We start from the raw sequence: 21,896 nt of genomic DNA on the forward strand, positions 1-21,896 counted from the left end.
GTCGGGGATGTCTGAGCGAGGTCAGGGAAAGTCGGGGCGTTCGAAACTCGGGCGGTGGGTCGCACTGGGCGTACTGGCGGTGATGGCCGTGGTGGCGGGGACTTATGTCTACGTGGAGCGAAGCCAGACTCAAAATGTTCCACGAAGCGCTCTGGAAGGGGCAGTGACTGTCTATGCCTATAACTTCACACCCTATGACATCGCGTACTCGACTACGACCGGACAGCGATGGTTTGCCGATGCCAATGACGCTACTGGGAAAAATGCATACGGGTTCGGCTACAAGCCGACCTCCTCCGAGGCTCCTTTCGAGGTGTCCTGGCGATATGACTCTGGTCCGCAGGCAACCGAGGAGGGAAACTATCCCTTTCACGTGACGCTCCCTCAGCCAAAACGTCCCGCAGGTGAAGTGGTTCTGGAGCTGCGTCTCTATCCAGAGGGAAAAGTGGCGGCGCGTTATGCCAAGACGCCTCTCGGAGTTGCGTCAGGCAACGTGGATCCTGAACTTCCAGGGAACGATTGGGTGTCGAATCGATGAGCGCCGCGGATAGTTGGAAAGAAATATCGCTGGATGAGGAACGCGAAGTCATGCGCGCCGTCGCATGTGAGCCGAGCAGTAGCGTCAAATGCCATGGGAAATTGCATGTCGCGCTTTTCTTTGATGGCATAGGCCTGAACGTAGCGGATCCGGTACTGCCGCCATCCAATGTTGGGCGCTTGTTCAGGGCGTTTGGAAGGGACGCCGTTGGATCGATAGCCAGAGCTGGGTACTACGTGGCCGGCCTGGGTACCGAAATGAATTTGGATGCCTACGAGTTCGCCAAGAATCAAGCGGGATCGATCGCGGGAGATATGCTTAAAAGCGTCACCGTGGATCCTGCCAAGGATCTTCCCAAGGATACTGCCAAGGACATCGGTCTCGACATCCTCAAAGGCAGGCGCGTGGGTGAAGCTGCCAGTGACGCAATGAAGGGGCTGCCCGGCAAAGTGCGCAAGGATGTGGGAGATGCGATACGAAATCCAGGCAGGACTGGTGTCAAGATTGTCAAGGATGCTGCCGGAAACATTACACGCGCCATTTTGGATCAGCTTGATCCGGTTCGTGATTCCCGATTCATGTTCGAGGCGATCAACTCCGGTGTTGCTCCGCGTATTTCTCAAGGAGTTTCCTACTTCAAGAACGCTATTTCCTCGCAGGCGATCAAGATCGAGGAAATCCAGGTTTCGGTTTTTGGTTGCGATTGGGGGGCGGCGCTGGCTCGGGCTTTTCTTAATGAGCTGTGCAAGGAATGCGACGGCGATGCCAATAGCGATACGCTTGAATGGACGCTCGAGGATAAGCGCAAGGTCCCGCTCAAGATGGTGTTTGCCGGGTTCTACGATGCAGTGGGGTATCGCGACAATTCTGTCGTCGGCTTCCTGGCTTCAAAAACTCCATTTGGCTTCTTGCGCAACACCGCTGCAGACGACCAGGAACTGCCGCGTGCGCTCGCGAAGGCCGCGCATTTCATTGCGGGGCATGAGCTGAGATGGCGGGTGCATACGCTGGGCGGTGCGACACTGCGTGCCTTAACCGATACGCCAATGTCGCCTCCCGCGCGTCAGGAGCGTGTGTACCCAGGTTTGGGTGCCGATGTGTCGGGATGCTATCCGCCTGGGTTTCAGCAGCGGGATCCAGGAATAGGCCGCGTCACGCTACAGGAAATGTGGCGCATAGCCAGACTTTCCGGCGTGCCCTTCGAAGGACTGGAAAAAACCAAGACGAACGCAAGAGCCTTGGGCGCTGATTTCGATATTGCTGCGACCTCGACGGTGCGTAATGATCTGCGAAGCTACGTGCAACAGCTGGCGAGGCCTTCCAAGCAACTGCTGGAACTGCGGCATGCCCGGGATGCTATCGATGGCATGGAAGGCGACAAGACGCTTGCGCGGCAACTCTACCTTCATCGCATGGTTTACGTGGTCTGGTTGCGGATGCTGCTCAATGACGCGCGAACCGGCGCTGCTCCGGGGTATTTGTACATCACGGCGATGCAGGCCGCGATCGACTTTGCGCGCCTGGAGATCATGCATAAGCACCCCGGCAAGGTGACATTCTTCGGGGGATCCCGCATCTCGCCTCCCGACGGCTATCAACGCGCCTGCATGGAGGTGTCGTCGTTACCGGATAACGAGCGTCCGCGTTTGGGGCCGGCGATTATGCGGATTTTCTCGGGCTATATGCATGATCCGGTGGACCCTCCTGATGATGGTTGGGCGATTCAACGCTTGCCCAACAATGCACGGCTTTTCCGGTCCCGCTACATCGACGATGGCGACGATACGCGGCAGCCCACATTTACGGAAAAATTGAAGAAAGCGGCCGACGCAACCTTCTCCAATATGGCGACACCGAATCCGCTGCTATTGGGATTGCCGTTCTAGTCGTCGGCGGGCAGGCGTCGGAACTGGCCATCAAGGAATGAGCTTAGAGATGCGAAAGCGCCTGACGCGCCGATGAGCATATCGTGGCGCTATGAATCCGGGCCAGATGCAGCCGGGGAGGGCCGCTTTCCGTTTCAGGTGACGCTTTCCCAGCCTCAGCGTCCCGCTGGCGAGATCGTAGTGGAGTTGCGTATTTATCCCGAGGGGAAAGCGGCGGTGCGCTATGCCAAGTCGCCGCTTGTATCGGATTCCAGCAACGTGGCCCCTGAGCTTCCGGGAAGCGATTGGGTGTCGAATCGATGATCACGTCAGAAGTCCGGATAGAGATAAACCTTGATGAAGCGGGTCATCGGAGAGCTTGATCCGTGGGAGACGGTTTTGCGTGAATTCGTCATGTGGTCCACCGACATGATCCTGTACGCCACAAAAGCCTTGGGTTTTGCGCTGCCCCTACTCTATCTCCTCGGGATCGCAGTCCACGTGCGCCCAAACCGTTTCGGAGCCTTGGGATCCGAGGCGTCGCGCAAGTGGTTTGCCGTGGCCATGGTAGCCGTCTGGGCGTTTGCTGCCGTGGCTGCTCTGCTCGCCTACTACGTCGCCCGGAACTATGACCGCGGGTATGGGTATTTCCTGTTCTTTCTTCCCTACTATCTGGGACCCGCGCTGATTTTGTCCGTGATCGGCTTGTGGGTCCGGTACCGGTTGTGCAAGGGGTGAAGGGCAATGCCTGATGTGCCGCTAAAATTCCGCCATGCTTCCGCCTCAAGTCCTCGTCGCCCTTATCGTCCTGATGCTCGCCGTCGTCATCCCGCTGTTCGCGGTGACGATCCAGCTAAGCCGTTTCATCCATTGGTCCTTCTGGGCCGACAAAACCACACGCGGCGAGCGCCCGCATTTCACGGGTCCGGTCCTGGCGTTGATCTTCAGTACGCTGGCCGCCAGCGATTTCGTGGGCTATGAGCCCTTTCTGACGATCTCGGCGATGAACCCGGTGCCGATCGAGGCCAGGGCCTACTTCACCGTTGCGATGCTGGCGCTGGCCGTCTGGTGCTGGGCCTATGGGCGGTCGATCCGGGACCGGGTGCTGCGCATGATGGGGGCCCGCGCGTCTTAGCGGCCACTGCAAGCAGGGCGCTTACTTCGCCGCCTGCACTTCGATCTTCACCGTATTCGAGCGCACGCCGTTCGATTCGATATACACCTCGTAGACCGCCGGATCCTTGGGCAGCTGCACCTGCGCCGCCAGATCGGTGCTGAACTGCGTCCCGACGCTGATGCCGGGGCTGATGGGAATGCCCTTGGGGGGACGCGAGCTGGGGATCTCGTCCACTTCCATGCCGGGGCGCTTGCGCGGCTTGTATTCGTAGGCCACCCCTTCATAGACCGCCTTGGTCTGCGTATTGATGGCGACGAAACGCGGCAGCTTCTGGTTTTGCGAGACGGGGATGATGCCCTGCGCGCAGACCGGGATGACCAGCGCGCCGGAAGCCTGCGGGCGCACGCGGGCGGGCGCGGCGATGTTGAGCTGGTCGTCGCTGCCATGGTTGGGCGGAATGCAGGCGTGGTCACGCACCGTGCCGATGGGCGCGGTAGCGAACGAGGGCGGGTCGATCCAGTCGGTGTTCATCGTGGTCTTCTGGGTATGAGGGGTGGGGCGCGCGGCGGTGGCGGCGCCAGGCGCGGCCAGGGCCATCGCGGCCGCAAGCAGCAGAGCCAGCACCGGCGCCATGCGGCGCCGCGCGTTAGAACGAGGGCCAGCCATTGGACATATCCGTCTTGCGCACGGCCTGGGCGCAACTGGCGCAGAAGCGGATGCTGACGCAGTCGCCGCCGAACATGACGCAGGAGCCGACGTGGCTGGGGTCGGCCTGGCTGGCGGGCAGGCCGAAGTGGCAATGGTTGCCGAACTGGGAATAGAAATACGGACCCTTGTCGAGCTTGGACGAGTCCATGTCGGCCTCGTCCGGGTGAGCCCGCGCCCACTCGGGTCCGCTGGGCGTCATGCCGATCAGATGGCCGATCTCGTGCACCAGCGTCTGCTGCAGATAATCCAGTGTGTTGGGCTCCCAGGGGCTCATTGCCGCCACGCCGAGGAGGTTGGTGCCAGGGAACGCCACGCCGCCTGCGGAGCTTTCCAGCAACCGGACCTTCAGGATGATCTTGCCCGAGGTCGGCACGGGCACCAGGCCCGCCATGCGGATGTTCAGGGCGTGGCAGGCTTTGGGATTCGCAGGGTCGTAAGGCACCGGGGTCATGCGGTCCTTGGGTATCGTCACCTGCCTGATGCCGGCCGCAGGGTCGGTGTATTCGAACAGGCATTCGACGTACCAGTCCACGCCAGGCTCGATGTGATGCCACAGGAAGCTGAGGGTGCCGTCGGCGTTGACGAATTGCACCTGCTTGTCGCCCGCGCCGGGGCCGGCCGAGGCTTGCACGTAAATGGGCTGGACGGGCAGCATCGAGGCCAACCGGTCGATATGGCAGACGACGAGCGTATAGGGCTCGTGATCCGGGCCCTGCGATCCGGGGTAGACGGAGGCCGCCAGCTGGCGCAGGCGTTCATAACCGTCGTCCGTGAACACGTCCATGTTGGCGTCCCCGCGTGCGCTGACCGGCGGCAATTGCACGACGTCCACACCATGCCGCGCGTATTCCGTCGCGGTCGGCTGGAAGCCGTGGCGGCGTGCCAGGGTCTCGGGGCCGGGCAGCATGATCTCCTGGAGATACAGCCGCCTTGCAGTCTCGACCTGTTCGGTGGAGATGGTCTGGTTCTTGTCGTTGACCACCTCGAAGGTATAGGTGTTCAGGCCCGCGGCCGGCAGGGTGATGTTGTCGACCACCTTGGTGCCGTCGGCGTCGGTCACGTAGCTGTAAGAGCGCTGGTTGGGCTCTCGATACAGCGGCTGGCGGCTTTGTTCGCGCGCGGAGTACACCGCATTGCCTGGACGCGGGCTGACCTTGACGCTGAAGCGATGCTGGCCGGCCTTGTTGAAGCGCACGCGGATCCTGGGCTTGTTGGTCTGGCGGTCCAGGCTGTCCAGCGCCTGGCCGTCGTTCCAGACCTCGTCCTCTTCCTTCAGGTTGACGTACTGGAGCTTGGCGCCGCTCCGGGCCCGGTAGGCGGACGGCGTGGGCGTGCCGGCATCTGGCGTCCCGGCCGCCGCGGAGCCGCCCGCGTCCTGGCCGCCGGGCGCGCCCGCGGGCCTCGCCACAGGGCCGGGCAGGCTGATGCCGGCCATCTCCATGACTCGCTTGGCCATCGCCGGATAAGGCGAATTCGCCACCGCGGGGATGTTCATGATCGCCTCCGCTACCTTCGGCAGCGTGACGCTGGAAATCGTGGGCGAGTGCAGGATGGCGCCGACCACGGACGGAATCGCGGAGTCCGTCAGGCCGGGCGTGCTGAGTATCGCGCCCGCTACCGCGGGCAGATTGCCCTGGTTGACGTCGGGCATGGTCAGCAGCGAGTTCACCGCCGAGCTCAGCGCGGCGGGGCGGCCGCCCATGGCGCCCATGGCCTGGGTCATGACCGGGCCGATGGCGGCCCCCACGCCGCCGCTGCCGGCTGCGGTCAGGTTGGAGGCGGCGCCCAGGGCGGATGCTGCCGTGGCGTTGCCCATTGCCGTGGCGGCGCTGGAAGCGCCCGACAGCATGCCCGAGGCGGATGGGCCGGCGCCTGCGGCCGGCGAGGCGAGGGTGGATGCCTGCGAGGCCAGGGCCGACGCCTGCGTGGCCATGCCGCCGACCTTGGACACGGCGCCTGCCGCGTCAGTCAGCGCCTGGGACATGGATACCGCGCCGGCCAGCGCGTCGCCAGCGCCTTGTGCCATGTTCATGGTGGAGAGGCCGCCATCCATTAGCGACGGCGTTGCCATGCCGGCCAAGGATTGCGTGGCGCCGCTGGTCGGCGACGGAGCCACATTCTGCATGGCCGTCTTCGCCATGCCGCCGGCTTTGGCCATGGCGCCCGACATCAGCTCCGAGCCCGCCTTGCTCGCTGCCTGCATGGTCTTGCCGGCTATCGCGCCCAAGTCCTGCACCGGCTTGAGCGCATCGCCCGCCATGCTCTTGGCCTGGTCCAGCATGCCGGACGCGCCATCGGCCGCCGCCGACAGGCTCTTGGAGACGCCAGTCGCGCCGCTCGCAAGTGCCGCGCCGGCGCTGCCCAGCAGGGTGCTTTGCGATCCAGCGGCCGCTGCCGCCGTGGGGGCGGTCGCCGCTGGAGCCGCGGCGACAGCGCCGGTCGCCCCAGCTGCATTCAGCGCCTGGCCGGAGCCGGCTTCCGCCTGCAGCCTGGCCTTGGGCCGGTGTACCAGTTCGGCCGTCACCAGCATCGGATCGCCAACCTGGGTGGAGGGCAGCGCGGGCAACGTGGCGGCATCGCTGGCAGGCCCGATCAGATTGTGCGACGCGCCCTTGACCGAGAACATGCCCGGCCCCTTGAACAGGATATCGCCGCCGTTCATGACGATGCTGGCGCCCGCCGCCTGCAGAGTGATGCTCTGGTTCGCCAGGATCTCGATGCTGTCGGTGGTGGAAGTGACGGTGATGTCCTGACCGGCCAGCATCTCCAGCATGTCGGTATGCGCATGGATCGACACCGGCGACTCGGCGGCGACGGCGCGGATGCCGCCGTCCTGCACAAACAGGCTGGTGGAGCGGCCGGAGGCAGTGGCAAAGGTCTGGCGCGCTGCCACGTGGCCGTCGGCCTGCGCGGTGACGTGCAGGTTCTCGCTGGCGTGCAGGATCGCCGAGGCCGGCGTTGCAAAGTTGAGAGAGGACGGCGCGTCGATCAGCATGCGGGCGCCGTCGATGCGCTCCACCGCCTCTGTGCCCGTACGCTCGGCGCCGTTGGCCTTGACCGCCTGCTGACCGCCCACGCTGCCGGGATAGCGGCCGTCGCCCTTGGGGTCGATGGCGCGAGTCAGCGCGTCATATTGGCTGGTGGCTGCGAGCGGGCGCGCCTGGCGCTGCGTGCCGGCAGCATCCAGGCGCTGGGCCGCGTTCTGCGCGCCGCGCAGCAGCGCCAGCGCTTCCCGGGCGTCGGCCTGGGTGGAGCGGGCGTCTTCGCGCGCATTGGCGGACACGAGCATGCCCTGTCCTGAGCGCACCACGGTCCAGGCGTCGGAGCGTAGTTCGAAGCCGGTGCCGCGCCATGCGCCGCGACTGGATTCATCCGCCGCCTGCTGGACCAGATAGCCCAGGCCCAGTTGCGTGGCGCCGACGGAACTGGACAGGCGCGTGCGCATCTGCCGGGGCGTGTCGTCGAACAGCCATTGGCTGTGGCCGTCGTTGTCCAAGCCCTTGCTGTGCCAGCCGCTGAGCGTGCCGGGATGGTTTGCCCCGGCGTCCTCGCCGGCAGACCAGGGCGGCAGGTCTGCATCGTTATACAGCTGCGCCGAGGCCACGGGCCGGTCTATGTCGCCGTCCAGGAACTCGACGAGGATCTCGGTGTCCTTGCGCGGCAGATGGTGCGCGCCCCAGTTGGGGCCTGCCTGTGCGCCCGCCACGCGTAGCCAGGTGCCGGAACTGTCGTCGCCTGGCGCGTTGCCGGTGTCGTCGCCATGACTGCGGTGCGCAAGACCGCCAGCCAGCGGACGCGCGCCACGTTGCCAGGGAAATTGCACCTTGATGCGCAGATCGCGGCCCGAGGAAATGGGCGCGTCCTGCGCCGCCACCACCACGGCCACCAGGCCTTCGGGCGCCGTGGGCTTGGCGCGCCATTCCGGCATCAGCGGCGCGGCCGCGGGCAGCGCGTCAAAGTCATTGCGGTACGAACCGTGCTCCAGATCCGACGCGCCCAGCACCTGGGCGGCCTGGCTACCCAGGTTATTGGCGGCTTGGTGCAGTACGCTCAACAGGGTATAGCGGTTTCCGCCCATTTCATCGAGCGCTTGACCCGAGCCCGCGGCGTAACGGCTGTGCTGGGTCAGGGCGAAATCATGGCCCGGCATCATCTGCCGGGCCGTCCCGCTGCCGTCGAAACGCACCATCCGGGCTTCATGCGCCTGCAAGCGGCGCGCGACGGCAAGTTCCGCGTCGTCGCTGTCGGCATAGCGGCCATGGCCGTCGTAGTCGTAGTCTTCCAGGAGAGGCAAGGCGCCGGCCTGCACATCGGACTGCGCATGGGCCGCGTGCGCGAGCAGCTTGCGCTCGTCCCAGGCCAGACGGGTGACGGCGTTGGGCCGTACCGCGCGGGATGCCCCAAAGCGCGTAATGCTGTCCTGGGTTTCGGTGGCGTCGCTACGGTGAAAGCGCAGCGTGGCGTCGGGGCAGGCCGGCCGCGCGGCGCGTGTGTCGAACACCACCAGGCGGTGGCGCGCGCCGCCGGAGGCGTCGCCGTCCTGTTCATCCTGCTGATGATCGAAACGGAAGCTGAGGCCGGCTTCGGCCATGATGCGCAACACAAAGGCCAGATCGGTTTCGCGGTACTGCGTGCGCAATGGTCTCGGTGCGGGCGGCTCGGCGATGTCGAACGAGTAGGCCGCCATGGGATAGTCGGCGAAGATCTCGGTCAAGATGTCCGTGACCGACTTGTCCTGGAACACAAAGCTGTCGCGGCGCAGGCCCAGCGACGCCAACCAGGGCCCGGCGTGCAGCCGGTAGCGCGCCAGGCCGCCGTCCGCGCCCAGCGCGTCCACGCCTTCCACCACGGCATGCCACTGCCGTCTGCCGCCATCGGCCAGCAGCAGGCTGACGGTGATCTCGCGGCCCAACAGCGCCTGCACGTCCAGTTCTGCGTTGGATGCCAGGCAATCCAGCGTCAACGCATGCAGTTCGGAAACACCTTCACGCAGGCTCATGCGCTCGACGGCGAGCGCTGCGTCCAGGGGCGTGCGCACTTGCAGGAGGCGGGCGTTCTGGGAGAGGGCGGCGGTATCCAGGCTGCTGAAGCCGGCGGACGCATGGAAGCGGTCGGTCATGGTGCTGGGCGGTCGGCCTGCGGCCTTCAGGGGAGCGAGATGGTCAAGTGCGCGGCGCGCGGCCCGATCTTGACGATGTCATGGTACGGAGCCATCGCGGTCTGCATGTCGCGGTTGAGGAAATGGCTCATGCCCAGATAGGCCAGGAGTGCCAGCAGCGCGAACAGTGCTCCGATGCTCCATAGCGGCACGTCGCGCTTGAGGGTGTGGGCGATCTTGTCGGGCAGGGGCCAGTGAGGAGCGAAGCCCGCGCGCTTGCCGCGCAGCAGCGTGATTTCGTCGCCCAGCCGCGCGGTGAGATAGCCCAGCTTTTCCTGGCCTTCGATCATGTACTTGCCCTGGAAGCCCAGCAACAGGCACATGTAGAACACTTCCAGCGATTGCAGGCGCGGCGCGCCTTGTGCGCGCAGGTCTTCCAGGCGGGCAAAGAAGTTCTCGCCAGCGAGCTGCTCGCCGAATAGCGTCAGTTGCAGCGGCTGCAGCATCCAGGCGTCGCGGATGGAAAAGCCGGAGTTCAGCACGGTTTCGTCCACTGCCGCGCAGAACGCGTACTTGGTGGCGTAGACGTCCTCGGCGGGAATGTCCATTTTCTTGGCGCTGCGTTCGAAGTCCGCCAGGAACTGCTGGACGCGCGCCGAGAATGAGGCGGCGTCTACGGGCTCCTGGCCGCTTTTCAGCAGGAACAGCATCAGGAACCCGTCGTACAGCAGGTCCAATAAGGACTTCGCGGGGCGCGAACCGTAAAAGTCCGCGGCTCGGGGAGGGAGCGAGGCTCCGGGCATCAGGGAAGGCGCGTCGGCGGTCATGGGCAAGCTCTAGCGGGTGACGGCGATGAGGTCCAGTTTCAGTTCGGGGATGCCCGAAGGGGCATAGATGGCGATGCTGCGCGCTTGCAGCATGCGGTCGTACAGCGAGCCGCGGGTCTGCAAGGTGAAGTAGCAGGCACCGGGTTTGACGGGCACGGCGGGGGGAACCTGCGGCGTGTACACAAGCTGCACGCCCGGCATCGCCGACAGCACCAGTTTTTCCACGTCGTCGGGCGCGCCCACTTTGAAGCGCAGCGGCACGGTTTCGGCCAGTTCGCTGGCAGGCGTGGCGGCAGAGACCGACAAATAGAGCGCAGTGGTCTCGTCGAGCTTGCCGGAGTCCAATCGGCCCACATGGAATGAGGGGCGCAGCTCTTCCAGCACGATGGAGAAGTAGCGGGTGGAGATGACCGTGTCGAGCAGGTCGCGCAGGATCTCGTCCAGTTGGGCAAAGGCCGCGCCAGGCGCGTCGTGCTGATAGGCCGGCAGGTCCGCCAGCGTATGGACCTTGGAGAAGGTCATGAGCGCACCCGCCAACCTCAGCATTTCCTGGAACAGGCGCTCGGGATGCAGTTGCGGGTTGTGGAACAGGTGCGACAGCGCGGAGTAGGCCTCGTTGCAGGTGTGCAGCAGCCAGAAGGAGGCCACGTCGCCCGAGCGGAACTCGATGATGTTCTTGTTCGGCTCGCGGTGAAAGCCATAGAGCGCATTGACCTTCGCCTGCAGCGCGTCGAGCAGGCGGCGCAGCTGTTCGAAGAGCGCGCTGCATGCCTGTACGGTGACGCTGGGGGCGATGAAGCTGGTGTCCAGTTCATAGCCCGCGCTGGCGGTACGGCGCACGCGCGCGACGGGAATGGTCAGCAGCGCGTCGCGCGGTTCGTGTTCCGAAAGCAGGCGCACGTTCTTGCGCAGGAACGCGAGTTCGGCCGTGCTGGCGTTGGTGTAGAGATCCGGGGCGGGGCTGTCCTGGTGCGCATAGCGCGCATCGAAGCCTTGCTCCTGGCGCGTGTCCCGGTAGTTGCCGCCGATGTCTTTCATCGGATGCAGCGCCAGGTAGAAAACCGCCGTGCTGGCCCCATCCAGTCCGTCCAGCGCCACGGCGGGCGGCAGGTCATCGTTGTGGGGCGCGCTGTAGATTTCGCCATCGGGAAAGATCGCGGAGAGCTCGGTCGCGCGCAGCATGCCGTTGGCGAGGGCGGCTGCGTCGAAGCGTGCGGCGCGCAAGCCCCAGGAATAGGGGTGCAGCGCGCGGCTCATTTCCGCGAGGCGGGCCTCGTGGTACGCGTCTTGGCGTTGAAAATGCTGGGGCCGCAGGAACAGCCCCTCTCCCCACAATATCTTCGCTGAATGGCTCACGTTTGCTGGCTCTTGCTTCTTATATATAGAGGGCGTCCATGACGGCGGGTCGACGGGGGCGGCTCGCGTTCAGCTCGGGCATTGCACCGAGCCGAGGCGGGCCGGGTCGAAGCCGGGCACGCCCGGTGGCAACACGGTTTTTCCGGTGACCACGGTCATCGCGCAGGCATGGGCGCCCATGACGATGCCGGTGTCCTCGGCGGCTTTTACTTCGAATACGTATTTCCAACGCTGTGGCGCGGGCGCGTAGAACAAACCCGCGACAGCGATGTAGGCAGCGGTTTTAGGCACTTTTTCCAGGTGCTCGTAACGCTGTCCCGGCGTCAGGGTGACTTCGCGCGCAGCGATGATGCTGTCACCCAACGCCGCCTTTTCGGCGTCAGTATCAACCAATTGCGTGAGCGGTGCGCGTTGAAATGCCTCGGCATTCTTCAAATAGTATATTTTCGTAACCACAGCCATGGGCTGGCCGCTACTCGCATTCAAATTTTCTCCGGCGTGTATCGCCAATTTCACGTCGACAGGCGCATTCGGGTCCTTTTTCAGGCCCGCCATATCCATCACGCCGCCGGTCATTCCCGCCACCGCTCCAATCGCTGAAACCGCTGCGCAACCGCTGATTACGGCGCTTGCCGCGACGGCTACCGCCGCTGCCATGCACCGAGAAAAATAGAGATGTTTTGACATGGCTCTTTATACCGGAAGGCTGCGACAACATACAGATCGCAGCACGATGCGCGAAATTTGGTGGTGAGTTACATGAAGTAATGCACTGTAGTGTGGTGCTAACAAAAGGTTGTTGAAATACGCGGCCTTGGTTACACCCTCCTACACACCAAAAATATGCACATATCCCGGGTTCTCCTCATCAGCGGAATGCTGGCCTTCCTCGCGGGTTGCGCCACTTCTCCCAAGCCGCAGACCGACGCGGAATACAAGCAGTCGATGACGCACGCCACGCAGACGCTGGCCTCCAAGGGCAACGATCAGGCCGTCGCCGAATTCCAGGAGATTGCCGTGTTGAACCCCGCGCGCGGGGAGCCCTGGTCGTACATCGCGAAGATCCGTTTCGACGAACAGAAGTACGGCGAGGCCATCGTCGCGGCCGACGAGGCGCTGAACCGCGACCCCGAGGACTTCACGGCCAAGACCGTGCGCGCCGTGGGTGGCCTGCGCGTGGCGATGCAGTCCTTGGCCGATTTGCGCGCCAACGCGCTGCTTGCCGGCAACGCCCGCACCGATGCGGTCGCGCTGGCTGCCGCCATGCGTGAAACCCTGGGCCAGGACGTGCTGTTTCCCGAAGGCTATAAGCCGCCCCGCCCGCGCCAGCCGCGGCGTTCGGACGCCCAAGGCGCGGCCGCCGGGCAACAGGCCAAGCCTGCCGCCAATACCGCGGCAACATCCGCAGCCACGCCGGCCGCGCCTGCCGCGACTTCTGCGGCAACCCCCGCGGCTAATACCCCGGCGGCGCCAGCCGCAACGCCGTCCACGGCCCCTGCGGCATCTGGCGCTGCTGCGGCCGGCCGCGCGCCGGATCCGTTCGGCAACCTCCTCAAACCCTGATCGGGCCCACGGCCTCTTCACTATGCACTTCGCTTGGAGCCCCCATGGCTAAGAAAGAAAGCGTTCAGAAAAGACTCCAGAAAGTACGTCCTCCGCGCGTGCAGCTGACCTATGACGTCGAGAAGGGCGACGCGATCGAGCAGAAGGAACTGCCCTTTGTCGTGGGTGTGGTTGGCGACTTCAGTGCGCAGTCGGAAGCCGAGCTGCCGCGCCTGAAGGACCGCAAGTTCGTCAACATCGACGTCGACAACTTCGACGATGTGATGCGAGGCCTGGAGCCGCGCGCCGCGTATCGCGTGAAGAACCGCCTGACCGACGAAGGCGGCACCTTTGGCGTGGACCTGAAGTTCCGCTCGGTGGAGGATTTCCGGCCGGAGGCCGTGGTGCAACAGATCGAGCCGCTCAAGGAGCTGCTGGATATCCGCACCAAGCTGGCCGACCTGCGCAACAAGCTGGCGGGCAACGACAAGCTGGAAGACCTGTTGGGCGAAGTGCTCAGCAGCACGGAGAAACTGCAGCAACTGACCAGCGAAGCCGGCAAGAACGGCAAGGGAGGCAGCAATGAGTAATTCCGCCGCCGCGCAGAACACCTCCGCGCATGCCGCCGAGGCAGACTCGGGCCTGCTGGACCAGATCGTCGAACAGAGCCGCGTGGCCAAGTCCACGGCCGAGCACGATCGCGCCAAGGACCTGATTGGCGAACTTGCCCGTGAAGTCATGAAAGGCACCGTGGTCGTGTCGGACAACCTGTCCGCCATGCTCGATGCCCGCGTGGCCGAGCTGGACCGCCTGATTTCGGCTCAGTTGAGCGAAGTGATGCATGGCGCCGAGTTCCAGAAGCTGGAGAGCACCTGGCGCGGCCTGCATTACCTCTGCCAGGAGAGCAACACTGGCCCGATGCTCAAGATCAAGGTCCTCAACGTCACCAAGCGCGATTTGGTGCGCGACTTCCAGACCGCTATCGACTTCGACCAGAGCCTGATGTTCAAGAAGGTCTACGAAGAAGAGTTCGGCACCTTCGGCGGTTCGCCGTTCGGGGCGTTGCTGGGCAACTTCGAGATCACGCGCCAGCCCGAGGACATGTATTTCATCGAGCAGATGTCGCATGTGGCGGCTGCCTCGCACGCGCCCTTCATCGCTTCGGCGTCGCCCGAACTGCTGGGCCTGGACAGCTTTGCAGACCTGGGCCGTCCGCGCGATCTGGCCAAAGTGTTCGATACCGTGGAATACACCAAGTGGCGCAGCTTCCGCGATTCGGAAGACTCCCGCTACGTCGGCCTGACCATGCCGCGCTTCCTGGGCCGTTTGCCCTACGACCCGAAGGAAGGCACTTCCGTGGAGGGCTTCAACTTCGTCGAGGAAGTGGATGGGACCGACCACGCCAAGTACCTTTGGTGCAATGCCGCCTGGGCATTCGGCGCGCGCCTGACCGCGGCGTTCGCTGACTTTGGCTGGTGCGCGGCGATTCGCGGCGTCGAAGGCGGCGGCCTGGTCGAGAACCTGCCGACCCATACCTTCAAGACCGACGACGGCGAGATCGCGCTGAAGTGCCCGACCGAAATTGCCATCACGGATCGGCGCGAGAAGGAACTCAGCGATCTGGGCCTGATTCCGCTGGTGCATTGCAAGAACTCGGACTACGCGGCGTTCTTCGGCGCCCAGTCCGTGCAGAAGGCCAAGAAATACAACACCGACAGCGCCAACGCCAACGCGGTGTTGTCGGCGCAGCTGCAGTACATCTTTTCGGTATCGCGCGTGGCGCACTACCTGAAAGCCATGATGCGAGACAAGATCGGCAGTTTTGCCTCCGCGCAATCTGTCGAGAGCTTCCTGAACCGTTGGGTGTCCCAGTACGTGCTGCTGGACGACAACGCCAGCCAGGAGCAGAAGGCACAGTTCCCCTTGCGGGAGGCATCGGTGCAGGTTGCCGAGGTGCCGGGGCGTCCCGGCGTGTTCCGGGCCGTGGCGTTTTTGCGGCCTCACTTTCAGCTCGACGAGCTCTCGATTTCGTTGCGCCTGGTTGCGGAACTCCCCGCCCAGGCTCAGAAGTCGTAACGACGTCAGATTCGACGTTTTTTAACTGGAGAGGCTATTAATGAAGGACATCTACGTCAAATTCGGCAATCCCGCGCTCAAGGGCGAGTCGCAGGATAAGGACCATCCGGACTGGATCGAAGTCGGATCGTGGCGCCATGAGATCATCCAGCCGCGTTCGGCTACCGCTTCCACCTCCGGTGGCCATACCGCCGAGCGCACCGAGCATGGCGAGATGGTCTTCACCAAGGATCTCGACGTCGTCAGCCCTCTGCTGTATCAGCACGCGTCCGGCGGCACCACGTTCGACGAAGTGACTATCGATTTCCTGCGCGCCGATGGCGAGGGCAATCGCGTCAAGTACCTGGAAATCAAGCTCAAGTACGTGATCATCTCGCGCGTGGCGCCGGAAGTCGTCAGCGAAGGCCTGCCCCACGAGTCGTTCTCGCTGAAGTACGCCGCGGTCCAGTGGAAGTACACGCAACAGAAGGTGGGTGGCAACCAGGGCGGCAATGCCCAGGGTGCATGGAGCCTCACCAAGAACGACAAGACGTACTCGGTCTGAACCTGACCGCATGAACGGTAAAGGCCCCGGGTCGTCCGGGGCCTTTCCTGAATGAGGCCGCGATGAAAGGATTCGAACCCAGCCTGTTCGACAAGTTGTTCGACAGCGACGGGCAGACACCGCACGCGTTGCGACGCCTGTCGGTGGAAGAAATCAAGGAAACGGTCGCGCGCGACATCGAGGCCCTGCTCAATACGCGCATGGTCTTCACCGAGGAATCGCTCAAGCGCTATCCGAACTGCCAGCGGTCCATCCTGACCTATGGCCTGTCGGATTTTTCGGGCTTGAGCCTGGCCAGCCACTACGACCGCGAATTCATTTGCCGTTCCCTGGAGCAGGCGATAGCCCGTCACGAGCCGCGCCTGACGCACGTGAGGGTATTGCTGCAGGTGGACAGCCGCGCGACCTCGGTGCTGTATTTCGCGATTACCGCCATGCTGGACGTGGGCCCGGCGCATGAGCCCGTCACGTTCGACGCGACGTTGCAGCCGTCCACCTTGCAGTACTCGGTGAGCAAAGGCCGGGCCAAGGCCGCGGCGGCCGCCTGACAACAAACCATGGACGCGGGCGCCGGCGGCATCTCGCCGGCGAAGAAGGGAAAGATGGAAGAACTGCTGCCTTACTACGAACGCGAACTGGGCTTTCTGCGCGGTTCGTCGCGCGATTTTGCGCAGCGCTATCCCAAGATCGCCGCGCGGCTTGGGCTGTCCGGCGAAACCTGCGAAGACCCGCATGTCGAGCGCATGATCGAGTCGTTCGCCCTCCTGGGCGCGCGCATCAACAAGAAGCTGGATGACGACTATCCGGAGTTCACCGAAGCGCTGTTCGAGGTGATGTATCCGCATTACCTGCGCCCGTTCCCTTCATGTTCGATAGCGCAGTTCGACATGGGCGGCTTGGCCTCGCAGCTGACTGCCCCCGTGCGCATGACGCGGGGCACGGAATTGAAATCGCACCCCGTGCGCGGCGTGGCCTGCCGCTTCCGCACGGCATACGAGGTAACGCTGGCGCCGGTGAGCATCCGCCAAGCGGTGTTTGCCGCCACGGCCAACGCGCCGTCCGCAGCCAGCCTGCCGGCCGGGGTCACGGGCCGGCTCTCGCTGACGCTGGCCTGCCTGGCCGAAACGCAGGATTTTTCTAGCCTGGCGGTGGACCGCCTGCGTGTCTACCTGCATGGCGAGCCCTCGTTCGTGGCCGCGCTGCGAGACTGCCTGTTCCTGCGCACGGCCGCGGCTTATCTGGAAACGCAGCCCGGCCGCTGGAACCGCATGCAGGACGTGCCACTGTCAGAGGTGGGATTGGCCGAGGAGGAGGCCCTGATCGATTTCCCCGCCAGCTCGCATCCGGCATACCGGCTGTTGGCGGAGTACTTTGCGTTTTCCGAGAAATTCAATTTCGTGGACATTGATCTTGCGGCGTTGCGGCGCGCTGCGGGCCCGGTCCGCGAGATTACCTTGCATCTGGCGCTCAAGGGCGTGCGCGCGGACTCCAACACGGCGCGCCTGCTGGAATCTGCCTCTGCCGAGAATTTCCGACTTGGCTGCTCGCCCGTGGTGAATCTGTTCGCGCAGCGCGCGGATCCCATCCGGCTCACGCACGCGCAGGCATCCTATCCGGTAGTGGCCGATGCGCGCCGCGCATACGGCTACGAGATCTATTCCATCGACCGCGTGCGCCAGGTGCGGCAGAACACGCAGGGCGATTCGGTCGTGGAGTTCCGTCCCTTCTATTCGCTGCATCATGGCGAGACGCCCGAAGGCGCCGGTCATTACTGGACGGCGCGGCGCAACGCCATGGTGGCTGAACGCAGTCCTGGCTACGAAATGGAGCTGTCCATCGTCGACATCGATTTCGATCCCTCGCTGCCGCAGACCGAGACCTTGAGCCTGGAACTGACCTGCACCAACCGGGATCTGCCGGCGCATCTGGCGGTGGGACAGCCCGGCGGGGACCTGTTCCTGGAGGGCGGCTCCATTGCGCGCGAGATCCGCATGTTGAGACGTCCCACGCACACGCACCGCTTCCAGCAGGGGCGGGCGGCGCACTGGCGGCTCATTTCCCACCTGGCGCTGAACCATCTGTCGTTGGTGCACAGTGGCCTGCCCGCGCTGAAAGAGACGCTGCGGCTGTATGACCTGTCGCATTCGGCGGTGGCGGCGCGTCAGATAGAAGGACTGGTCGGGCTGGACTACAAGCCCGCCACGCATTGGATGCCCGGTGAACCCTTCGCAACCTTCGTGCGCGGCATCGAGATCCGGCTGACCATCAACGAAGACAACTTCGTCGGCACCAGCCTGCATGCCTTCGTGGCGGTGATCAACCGCTTCTTTGGCCTTTATGTGCACGCCAACAGCTTTGTGCAGCTGGTCGTGTTGTCGCGCCGCGGCGCGGAAGAAATCCTACGGTGCCCTCCATGCAACGGCGATGCGATCCTAGCGTAATCGAGTCGCTGCTGGCGGAGCCGCAGCGCTTCAAGTTCTTCCAGGCCGTGCGGGTGCTGGAGTCATGGTTCGCAAGGCAGGAGGGCAGCCGCGCGCGCAACGCCGTGCCCACCCACCTGCGCTTCCTGAATTCTTCGTCATTGGGCTTTCCCGCCAGCGAGATCGCGGCGCTGACGGCCTATGACAAGCAGGGACAGGCGCTGGAAGATGCCGAGGCCAGGCTGGCGGCGTTGGCTTCCGGCAACCTGGGGCGAGTGGAGATAGAGCCCGCCTTCTTCGGCCTGCTGGGCGCGCAAGGCGCGATGCCGTTGCACTACACCGAAATCCTGAGCACGCGCGAAAGCTCGCGGCGTGACCGCGGTGCGCGCGCCTTCTTCGACATCTTCTCCAACCGGGCGGCGGCGCTGTTCTATGCGGCCTGGAAGAAGTACCGCATGCCTTTGCGGCATGAGACCGAGCAAGATCATCACTACCTGCCGTTGCTGCTGGCGTTGGGCGGCATCGGGCATCCGGCGTTGCGTGACCGCCTGCAATCGGGACAGGGCCGGGTGTTCGACGAATCGCTGGCGCACTACGCGGCGGCGGCGCGCCAGCGGCCCGTATCGGCGGCCTATCTGCAGCGCGTGCTGGCGGACTACTTCCAGGTAGCGCTGCGCGTGGAGCAGTTCGTGGGACGCTGGTACCACGTGCCGCCGCAGAACCGCACGCAGCTGGGCATGCCCGGCGCGGTGCTGGGCGTATCGGCGATGGCCGGCGATCGGATCTGGCAGCGCGACATGCGCATCCGGTTGTGGATAGGCCCCTTGTCCAAGGCAGCGTTCACCGACTTCCTGCCCGGAGGGGCGCGCGCCCAGGCGCTGGAGAAGCTGCTGACCATGTTCGGCGGCATGAGCTTCGAGTATGAAGTCCGGCTGATCATGGCGAAAGAGGACGTCGGCGGCAGCGTGCTGGGCGTAGCGGGCGGCGCGCGCCTGGGCTGGAACTCCTTTCTCTGCACCGAACCCGTGGCATCCGACCGCGACGACGCCAGCTACGAATTGCACACCATTCACTAAGAAAAAACGACCGAGAACATGGCCACACCGTTGAAGACCCTGATTGGAAAGCTCAACCAGACCTGCCGCCAGGCGGCCGAGCGCGCTGCCAGCCTGTGCATGGCCCAGGGACACTATGAGGTGGACCTGGAGCACCTGTTCCTGGCCTTGCTGGAGAAACCCGCCAGCGACTTCAGCATCGTCGTGCGCCGCAGCGGCATCGAGGCGTCGGTGCTGGAAGCGGACCTGAATGCCGAGATCCGCGGTTTCAAGAACGGCAACACGCGCACGCCAGTGTTCTCGCCGCATCTGCCGCGGCTCTTCGAGCATGCATGGCTGATCGCTTCGCTGGATACCCAGACCACGCGCATTCGCTCCGGCCATCTGTTGCTGGCGCTGCTGACCGAGCCCGACCTGGCGCAGCTGGCGCGCCGCGGTTCGCGCCTGTTCGAATCCTTCAGGTTGGACGAGCTGAAGCACGACTTCGCCGCATTGACGGCGGGTTCCGAAGAGGCGGGCCAGTCGGTGGCGCTGGGCGACGGCCCGGCGAGCGGTGCCGCGCAGGACGGCGCGGCCCCTGCTGCCGGCCTGTCCAAGACGCCTGCGCTGGACCAATACACCGCCAACCTGACCGAGCGCGCGCGCGAAGGCAAGATCGACCCGGTGATCGGACGTGATGCCGAAATCCGCCAGATGATCGACATCCTGACTCGCCGCCGCCAGAACAACCCCATCCTGACCGGCGAGGCCGGCGTGGGCAAGACGGCAGTCGTCGAGGGCCTGGCGCTGCGCATCGTGGCGGGCGACGTGCCTCCGGCGCTGGCCAATGTGGCGCTGCGGGTGCTGGATATGGGCTTGCTGCAGGCCGGCGCCAGCGTCAAGGGAGAATTCGAGAACCGCCTGAAGAACGTGATCGACGAGGTCAAGCAAAGTCCCACGCCCATCATCCTGTTCATCGACGAGGCCCACACCATGATCGGCGCGGGCGGACAGGCAGGCCAGAACGACGCGGCCAATCTGCTCAAGCCGGCGCTGGCGCGTGGCGAGTTGCGCACCATCGCCGCCACCACCTGGAGCGAATACAAGAAGTATTTCGAGAAGGACGCCGCGCTGGCGCGCCGCTTTCAGGTCGTGAAGGTCGAAGAACCAAGCGAAGAGCTGGCCGCGAGCATGCTGCGCGGCATGGCGCCACTGATGGAGCAGCACTTCGGCGTGCGCGTCCTGGACGAGGCCATCGTGGCCGCGGCGCGCTTGTCGCACCGCTATATCACCGGCCGCCAGTTGCCGGACAAGGCCGTCAGCGTGCTGGATACGGCATGCGCGCGCGTGGCTCTGGGCCGCAGCGCCACGCCGGCACTGATCGACGACGCCCGCCATCGCCTGGCGCGCCTGGAGACTGAGCACGCGGCGCTGCGCCGTGAGGCCGCGGCGGGCGTGGCGCAATCGGCGCGCCTGCGCGAACTGGACCAGGAAATGGAATCAACGCGCACCGCGCTTGCGCAAGCGGAGGCGCGACTGACGCAGGAAAGCGAACTGGTCAGGCAGATCCACGCGCTGCGCGAAGAATTGGAAGCGGCCGGCGGCAACGGCGCGACGGAACCCACCGGCAAGCGCCGTTCAGGGAAGGTGGCCGAACCCGCCGCCACGCCCGGGCAGACGCAACTGGCGGAATTGCAGCAGCAGTTGCGCGCCTTGCAGGGCGAAGCGCCGCTGGTGCCCGCCTTCGTGGATGCCCAGGTCATCGCCGAGATCGTATCGGCCTGGACCGGAATCCCGCTGGGCCGCATGGTCAATGACGAAATCCGCACGGTGCTCGAATTGCAGCCTTTGCTGGCCGAGCGCGTCATCGGACAGGACCATGCGCTGCATGCCATCGCGCAGCGTGTGCGCACCGCGCGCGCCGGCCTTGAAGATCCGAACAAGCCCAAGGGCGTGTTTCTGTTCGTCGGCCCTTCGGGCGTAGGCAAGACCGAAACCGCGCTGGCCGTGGCGGACGTGTTGTATGGCGGGGAGCGCAAGCTGGTCACGATCAACATGAGCGAGTACCAGGAGGCCCACAGCGTATCGGGCCTGAAGGGCTCGCCGCCGGGCTACGTGGGCTACGGCGAGGGCGGCGTGCTGACAGAGGCTGTGCGGCGCCAGCCCTACAGCGTGGTGCTGCTGGACGAAATAGAAAAGGCGCATCCGGACGTGCTGGAGCTGTTCTTCCAGGTGTTCGACAAGGGTGTGATGGATGACGCCGAGGGCCGCGAGATCGACTTCCGCAACACGCTCATCATCCTGACCTCGAACGTCGGCTCGTCGGCCATCATGCAGGCCTGCCTGAACAAGAGCGCGGAGGAACGGCCGGCTCCCGAGGCGTTGCAGGAAATGCTGGCGCCGCAGCTATACAAAGCCTTCAAGCCTGCCTTCCTGGGCCGCATGAAGACTGTCGCCTACTATCCGGTGGACGATGACGCGCTTGCCCGCATCATCGAGCTGAAGCTCGGGCGTATTGCCCAGCGGGTGCAAGCCAATCATCGCGCGGCGTTCGAGTGGGACGAGGCATTGGTGGAGGCGGTGCTGGCGCGCTGCACCGAAGTGGATACCGGCGCGCGCAACGTGGACCACATTCTCAACGGCACACTGTTGCCGCAGATTGCGGAGCAGGTGCTAGGCCGCATGGCGCAAGGAGAGGCCATCGCCCGCATACGCGTAACCGCCGGCAAGAACGGCGACTTCCGCTATCGCCTTGCCTGACGCCGGAGCCT

General features: G+C 64.6%; 17 protein-coding genes. 12 read left to right on the forward strand and 5 right to left on the reverse strand.

What is annotated here, in order from left to right; translation table 11 throughout:
* Window positions 1-7: 7 nt before the first annotated feature.
* From CEY08_RS29805 to CEY08_RS09605, 4 genes are all read left to right on the forward strand, one after another.
* A complete protein-coding gene (locus tag CEY08_RS29805) occupies window positions 8-538 on the forward strand; it encodes a hypothetical protein (protein WP_126389539.1) in 531 nt (176 codons plus the stop codon).
* On the forward strand, window positions 535-2,424 hold the full coding sequence (locus CEY08_RS09595; protein ID WP_126389542.1) for a hypothetical protein: 1,890 nt from the start codon (window positions 535-537) through the stop codon (window positions 2,422-2,424). The genes CEY08_RS29805 and CEY08_RS09595 overlap by 4 nt, the downstream gene beginning before the upstream one ends.
* A gap of 336 nt (window positions 2,425-2,760) precedes the next feature.
* Complete coding sequence (locus tag CEY08_RS09600; protein WP_076817533.1) at window positions 2,761-3,141, forward strand: hypothetical protein; 381 nt, start codon at window positions 2,761-2,763, stop codon at window positions 3,139-3,141.
* 34 nt (window positions 3,142-3,175) lie between these two features.
* Window positions 3,176-3,538, forward strand: coding sequence for a hypothetical protein (locus CEY08_RS09605; protein ID WP_063642891.1), 363 nt, complete (start codon window positions 3,176-3,178; stop codon window positions 3,536-3,538).
* Between the two features lie 21 nt (window positions 3,539-3,559).
* Here CEY08_RS09605 and CEY08_RS09610 read toward each other — a convergent pair whose 3' ends face one another.
* The 5 genes from CEY08_RS09610 to tssJ all read right to left on the reverse strand — a co-directional run bounded on the left by CEY08_RS09610 (window position 3,560) and on the right by tssJ (window position 12,196).
* On the reverse strand, window positions 3,560-4,186 hold the full coding sequence (locus CEY08_RS09610) for a hypothetical protein (protein WP_076817535.1): 627 nt from the start codon (window positions 4,184-4,186) through the stop codon (window positions 3,560-3,562).
* Window positions 4,167-9,347 carry a type VI secretion system Vgr family protein gene (gene tssI / locus CEY08_RS09615; protein ID WP_084738659.1) on the reverse strand — a complete coding sequence of 1,727 codons (5,181 nt, stop codon included), beginning with the start codon at window positions 9,345-9,347 and terminating at the stop codon, window positions 4,167-4,169. Before tssI ends, CEY08_RS09610 begins: the two co-directional genes overlap by 20 nt.
* Window positions 9,348-9,373: 26 nt before the next feature.
* Window positions 9,374-10,153 carry a type IVB secretion system protein IcmH/DotU gene (gene icmH / locus CEY08_RS09620; RefSeq protein ID WP_076817537.1) on the reverse strand — a complete coding sequence of 260 codons (780 nt, stop codon included), beginning with the start codon at window positions 10,151-10,153 and terminating at the stop codon, window positions 9,374-9,376.
* A gap of 9 nt (window positions 10,154-10,162) precedes the next feature.
* Entirely contained in the window at window positions 10,163-11,509 is a 1,347-nt protein-coding gene (gene tssK, locus CEY08_RS09625; RefSeq protein WP_063642889.1) for a type VI secretion system baseplate subunit TssK, read from the reverse strand.
* 69 nt (window positions 11,510-11,578) lie between these two features.
* Window positions 11,579-12,196, reverse strand: a complete 618-nt coding sequence (gene tssJ, locus CEY08_RS09630; RefSeq protein ID WP_232033792.1) for a type VI secretion system lipoprotein TssJ — start codon at window positions 12,194-12,196, stop codon at window positions 11,579-11,581.
* Window positions 12,197-12,385: 189 nt separating this feature from the next.
* Between tssJ and CEY08_RS09635 the strand changes: the two genes are divergently transcribed.
* From CEY08_RS09635 to tssH, 8 genes are all read left to right on the forward strand, one after another.
* Window positions 12,386-13,072: a hypothetical protein gene (locus CEY08_RS09635; RefSeq protein WP_042795224.1), complete on the forward strand. Its 687-nt coding sequence runs from the start codon at window positions 12,386-12,388 to the stop codon at window positions 13,070-13,072.
* A 44-nt stretch (window positions 13,073-13,116) separates the two neighbouring features.
* Complete coding sequence (gene tssB, locus CEY08_RS09640) at window positions 13,117-13,641, forward strand: type VI secretion system contractile sheath small subunit (RefSeq protein WP_013396290.1); 525 nt, start codon at window positions 13,117-13,119, stop codon at window positions 13,639-13,641.
* Window positions 13,634-15,127 (forward strand): type VI secretion system contractile sheath large subunit, encoded by a 1,494-nt coding sequence (gene tssC / locus CEY08_RS09645; RefSeq protein ID WP_042795223.1) that lies wholly within the window; start codon window positions 13,634-13,636, stop codon window positions 15,125-15,127. Before tssB ends, tssC begins: the two co-directional genes overlap by 8 nt.
* A 40-nt stretch (window positions 15,128-15,167) precedes the next feature.
* A complete protein-coding gene (locus CEY08_RS09650; RefSeq protein ID WP_006395404.1) occupies window positions 15,168-15,671 on the forward strand; it encodes an Hcp family type VI secretion system effector in 504 nt (167 codons plus the stop codon).
* 62 nt (window positions 15,672-15,733) lie between these two features.
* Window positions 15,734-16,219, forward strand: a complete 486-nt coding sequence (gene tssE, locus CEY08_RS09655; RefSeq protein WP_042795222.1) for a type VI secretion system baseplate subunit TssE — start codon at window positions 15,734-15,736, stop codon at window positions 16,217-16,219.
* Window positions 16,220-16,273: 54 nt separating this feature from the next.
* The gene (gene tssF / locus CEY08_RS09660; protein WP_076818151.1) at window positions 16,274-18,112 is read left to right on the forward strand and encodes a type VI secretion system baseplate subunit TssF; all 1,839 of its coding nucleotides are present in this window, start codon (window positions 16,274-16,276) and stop codon (window positions 18,110-18,112) included.
* Window positions 18,076-19,167 carry a type VI secretion system baseplate subunit TssG gene (gene tssG / locus CEY08_RS09665; RefSeq protein WP_076818153.1) on the forward strand — a complete coding sequence of 364 codons (1,092 nt, stop codon included), beginning with the start codon at window positions 18,076-18,078 and terminating at the stop codon, window positions 19,165-19,167. Before tssF ends, tssG begins: the two co-directional genes overlap by 37 nt.
* 18 nt (window positions 19,168-19,185) lie before the next feature.
* Window positions 19,186-21,885, forward strand: coding sequence for a type VI secretion system ATPase TssH (gene tssH / locus CEY08_RS09670; RefSeq protein ID WP_076817541.1), 2,700 nt, complete (start codon window positions 19,186-19,188; stop codon window positions 21,883-21,885).
* Window positions 21,886-21,896 lie beyond the last annotated feature (11 nt).

This window comes from Achromobacter insolitus, from assembly GCF_002209555.1.
In the GTDB taxonomy this organism is placed as follows: domain Bacteria; phylum Pseudomonadota; class Gammaproteobacteria; order Burkholderiales; family Burkholderiaceae_B; genus Achromobacter; species Achromobacter insolitus.

Excerpts from the sequence above, each read along its gene's own strand:
- CEY08_RS09635 (WP_042795224.1), top strand. The coding sequence starts at position 12,386 with ATGCTGGCCTTCCTCGCGGGTTGCGCCACTTCTCCCAAGCCGCAGACC.
- tssC (WP_042795223.1), top strand. The coding sequence starts at position 13,634 with ATGAGTAATTCCGCCGCCGCGCAGAACACCTCCGCGCATGCCGCCGAG.
- CEY08_RS09610 (WP_076817535.1), bottom strand. The coding sequence starts at position 4,186 with ATGGCTGGCCCTCGTTCTAACGCGCGGCGCCGCATGGCGCCGGTGCTG.
- tssB (WP_013396290.1), top strand. The coding sequence starts at position 13,117 with ATGGCTAAGAAAGAAAGCGTTCAGAAAAGACTCCAGAAAGTACGTCCT.
- tssH (WP_076817541.1), top strand. The coding sequence starts at position 19,186 with ATGGCCACACCGTTGAAGACCCTGATTGGAAAGCTCAACCAGACCTGC.
- CEY08_RS09605 (WP_063642891.1), top strand. The coding sequence starts at position 3,176 with ATGCTTCCGCCTCAAGTCCTCGTCGCCCTTATCGTCCTGATGCTCGCC.
- tssF (WP_076818151.1), top strand. The coding sequence starts at position 16,274 with ATGGAAGAACTGCTGCCTTACTACGAACGCGAACTGGGCTTTCTGCGC.
- tssJ (WP_232033792.1), bottom strand. The coding sequence starts at position 12,196 with ATGTCAAAACATCTCTATTTTTCTCGGTGCATGGCAGCGGCGGTAGCC.
- tssE (WP_042795222.1), top strand. The coding sequence starts at position 15,734 with ATGAAAGGATTCGAACCCAGCCTGTTCGACAAGTTGTTCGACAGCGAC.
- icmH (WP_076817537.1), bottom strand. The coding sequence starts at position 10,153 with ATGACCGCCGACGCGCCTTCCCTGATGCCCGGAGCCTCGCTCCCTCCC.
- CEY08_RS09595 (WP_126389542.1), top strand. The coding sequence starts at position 535 with ATGAGCGCCGCGGATAGTTGGAAAGAAATATCGCTGGATGAGGAACGC.
- tssI (WP_084738659.1), bottom strand. The coding sequence starts at position 9,347 with ATGACCGACCGCTTCCATGCGTCCGCCGGCTTCAGCAGCCTGGATACC.
- CEY08_RS29805 (WP_126389539.1), top strand. The coding sequence starts at position 8 with ATGTCTGAGCGAGGTCAGGGAAAGTCGGGGCGTTCGAAACTCGGGCGG.
- CEY08_RS09600 (WP_076817533.1), top strand. The coding sequence starts at position 2,761 with ATGAAGCGGGTCATCGGAGAGCTTGATCCGTGGGAGACGGTTTTGCGT.
- CEY08_RS09650 (WP_006395404.1), top strand. The coding sequence starts at position 15,168 with ATGAAGGACATCTACGTCAAATTCGGCAATCCCGCGCTCAAGGGCGAG.